This window comes from Pricia sp. (assembly GCF_041745955.1).
Classification (GTDB): domain Bacteria; phylum Bacteroidota; class Bacteroidia; order Flavobacteriales; family Flavobacteriaceae; genus Pricia.
This window is the reverse complement of the sequence record NZ_JBGTHY010000470.1, coordinates 1-3783: the sequence shown is the minus strand read 5'-3', so window position 1 is coordinate 3783 and position 3783 is coordinate 1. Positions and strand designations below refer to the sequence as shown.

Genomic DNA, 3783 nt, shown 5'->3' with positions numbered 1-3783 from the left:
AATATTCTTGACCAAAGATAGAGATGCAAGAAAACTCAGGATTACATCCATTTATAATGCCACGACCGCTGTATTGGCAAAAGCTGGAGTTAGAGTAGAGGGAGGAAAAAAAGGGACCCATTTATTTCGACATAATTTTGCAGTTACATTGCTCCAGAATGGGGTACAAACTCCTATTATTTCCCAAATACTAGGCCATACATCTCCTAGATCGATCGAATCATATCTTGGATCGGATCTTGTTCGTCTAAAGGAATGTGCGTTGAGTATCGAGATGTATCCCGTTGGAAAGGAGGTTTTTGAAATATGATATCGTCGAGAATATTTAAGGAAATGTTAGATGAATATCTTCACTTCCGCGAAGTCTCCGGCCTCAAAACATCCACGACATTCTCTCTTGTCCAATTTTATCGCGATTGCAACAAAAGGTATCCTGAAAGCAAGTACTTGGCCCAGGAAATGATCGACCGGTGGTGCGCGAAAAGGAATACGGAGCAACCGATTTCCCATCGTTCCAGAATATATCCAATAATCTCCTTTTTGCAATATGCGGAGCAACGAAAGTGGATAGATGTGAAAATACCAAAGATTCCCCATTCCAGACCTAATCCTCCCGTTCCCCATTCTTTTAGTGAAAAGGAACTTAAAAACTTCTTCAGGGCATGTGATGAAATCAAGGACGGGGTGCCAATTCAGGTAAAACTCCGAAGAATCGAGGTTCCTGTTTTTTTTAGGCTTCTCTTTAGCAGTGGCCTTAGAACGACGGAAGCCAGACTCCTGAGGAAACACGATGTCGATCTTCGAAATGGGGTCATCAATGTCCGTTACTCCAAAGGGTACAATGAGCACCGGATCGTACTTCACGACACAATGGGGGAGCTACTTGTTCGATATGATAACGCTATATCGGAATTAATGCCCGGCCGCAAGATCTTTTTCCCTAGTTGTAAAGATAAATGTCATTGGAATATCTGGGTGTATAAGCAGTTTAACGGGTTATGGTATAAATACAATGATGCAAAAACTGTTGCTTATAGCCTAAGACATAACTATGCGATTGAAAATATCAACCAATGGACCGATCATGGGTTTGAGATCCATGACAAACTGGTAGCATTGAGCAAGAGTATGGGACATAGTACCCTAACCAGTACGATGTACTATTATTCCCTAGTCCCGAAACTGGCCAGTATTATTGAAAACCTATCGGGAGATGTCTATGATGAAATAATTCCTGATTTACCTAACGATGATGAACAAGAAAAATGATGCCCTGGAATTTGCCAAATACTATCATTCTTGGATCGACGGATGTGCACTAACAAATAGTCATAATACAATACGATCTTATGAATCCGCCATGAAACTTTATATCGACTTCCTTGAAGATGTTAAAGGCCTGAAATCAACTTCATTCAGTTCCAGTAATGACTTTTCCTGCGAAACAATAAAAGCGTGGCTTGTTTGGCTGAAAAACAAAAGGGGCTGTAGTCCCCAAAGCTGCAACGTTCGACTAGCTTCGATAAGAGCCTACCTTCAATATCTAGGTGAACGGGATATCAATTACAGGTATCTATTATTGGATTCTAAAAGCATCCATCGAATGAAGGCGATACAGACCAAGGTAAACGGTTTGAGTGAAAACGCCGTAAAAGCACTCATGTCCGTCCCGGACGCTTATACAACGACGGGTTATAGGGATATTGTTCTTCTGGCATTTCTATACGGTACAGCTGCTAGGATCGACGAGGTCTTGTCCTTGAAACTATCAGACCTGGATCTTGATCCCGATAATCCCCATGCAACTATTATTGGTAAAGGATCTAAAATTAGAACCTTATATCTGCCACCGAAGCTGGTAAGCCATCTTTGCAAATTCATTAAGAAATTCCATGGGTCGGAACCAGGTAAGGATAGATATCTCTTTTACTCCAGAGTAAAGGGCCATCAGGGTAAAATTAGCCAAGAAGCAATTAATAAGCGACTGAAGAAATATGCTGCTATAGCCCATGAAACTTGCCCTGATGTGCCTTTAAACCTTCATGCGCACCAATTCAGGCATGCAAAAGCCAGTCATCTATTGCATGATGGGATGAATATTGCACAACTATCAAAACTACTTGGACATGCTAATTTATCCACGACAATGGTCTATCTGGATATAACCATTGATATGGAGGCAAAAGCAATGATATCCTTGGAAGATGAAAAAACTAGAAATATACCGAGATTATGGAGTAAAGGAAAGGATAACCTCACTGAACTTTTTGGAAGAAAAAGAAAAATTAATTGAAAAATAATCCGAACTTTTATAGATGATATTGCCTGATAGTATGGGATCTGTCCATAAAAGTTCGGATTTTATTGGAGTTAGGATAACGGATAAAATCCGAAAGTTTAGATTTTATCCGGGATATACTGGGGCATGTATCCATCCAAACGACCGACGTATATGCCAGGGCCGACTCCAAACAAAAGCGGGAGGCCCTTGAAAAGGCTTATGTGGATGTCATCCCGGAAACGGACAGGGAAAAACCCTGGGAAAGGAACGGCCCTTTGCTGGAATGGCTTAAAGGGTTGGGCAAATAAAAACATGATTATGCAAAGTGGTACTGTAAAGTGGCCCACGGAAACACGTGATTCCCGTAATGACTTCTTGTACCACTTTGCATAACGATATGCTTTGCATAATGGTATTCCTCGATCTTCCAGCGCAGCCCGTACCCTTTGAAGGCCCATTTCGCGACCTCGATGGCGTTGGACAGGTCGCTCTTCACGAGCAGATAGCAAAGCCCGCCGTGCCGCCTGTTCCTGGTGACCACCAGCCATAGGTGGTGGACGGTACGGCCTATCCTGTATTCTATCGGTACGCCCCCTATATCATAGACTTCGGTCACGGGCCTGTCCTTCTTTATCCTGATCACTTTTTGGCTTATCGAAAGATCCATTTTTTTGGCCAGTTCCCTTACATCGACCTTTTCCCCGTCATGATCGACCTTGGTGGTCTTTTTCAGGCGGACGATGGCCCGGGGGCATTCGCCGATGAAGAAATCCTTGAGGATCCCGTTGTCCGCCCCGCGGTCGAACACCCAGCAGCCCTTGTCGCCGATGTGCCCCTTTACCTTCCGCACCGCTTCCTTGATCTCTTTGTTGCTGCTCAGCGCCCCCATCTCGAAACTGTACGCCCTGCTCAGGAGGGGCGATATCTCCTTGTGCGCGTTGACCGCATTGATGTTCAGGACATTGTATCCGAGCCCGATCTCCCCGGTATCGCCGTTCTTGACGAATTCCAGCCCTTCCATGTATTTTGCGTGCTTTTTACTGATATCGGTGCCGTCCATGACGATGAAATCGTCCTTCGATACGCCCGGGGCGACCGTCTCCAGATGGCCCTCCAGTACCTTGTCGGCGTAGTCCTCCTTCAGGTACTGCGCCGAGAGCCGTTTTGCCACGTCCTTTAGCCTCAACGGTTCCCTGAGGGAGGCCGCGATCTGGTTCACGAACACGGACCTGCTCTTCAATATGCCCGTTACCATGTCCTTCAGGCAACGTTTTTCAGGTCTTGTCATATCGGTCGGGGAGGAAAGGTAACCGCCCAGTTTGGTAAGTATTCTTTTTGTCAGTATATTGTCCATGGAACTGTTTTTTAAGGGTTTATTGTTCGTTTTTTCCAATTACAATTTACCACTTTTAAAACAGTTTTCCTATTTAAAAACCTCCCGGAACACCAATATAATCAATACTATTGTAACCCATCCATTCATTTTTCGGGGGATGGCTAAA

At 44.2% G+C, this 3783-nt stretch carries 4 protein-coding genes; 3 read left to right on the top strand and 1 reads right to left on the bottom strand.

The window, feature by feature from the left end:
- The 3 genes from ACEW8S_RS16505 to ACEW8S_RS16495 all read left to right on the top strand — a co-directional run.
- Positions 1-310: tyrosine-type recombinase/integrase (locus tag ACEW8S_RS16505; RefSeq protein WP_373519217.1), on the top strand; the 310-nt coding region annotated here is incomplete at its 5' end.
- Positions 311-573: 263 nt separating this feature from the next.
- Positions 574-1269: a tyrosine-type recombinase/integrase gene (locus tag ACEW8S_RS16500; protein WP_373519216.1), complete on the top strand. Its 696-nt coding sequence runs from the start codon at positions 574-576 to the stop codon at positions 1267-1269.
- Positions 1250-2293, top strand: coding sequence for a tyrosine-type recombinase/integrase (locus ACEW8S_RS16495; RefSeq protein WP_373519215.1), 1044 nt, complete (start codon positions 1250-1252; stop codon positions 2291-2293). Before ACEW8S_RS16500 ends, ACEW8S_RS16495 begins: the two co-directional genes overlap by 20 nt.
- A 304-nt stretch (positions 2294-2597) precedes the next feature.
- On the opposite strand, the gene ACEW8S_RS16490 is transcribed toward ACEW8S_RS16495, so the two are convergent.
- Positions 2598-3635 carry a hypothetical protein gene (locus ACEW8S_RS16490; protein WP_373519214.1) on the bottom strand — a complete coding sequence of 346 codons (1038 nt, stop codon included), beginning with the start codon at positions 3633-3635 and terminating at the stop codon, positions 2598-2600.
- Between the last annotated feature and the right edge of the window lie 148 nt (positions 3636-3783).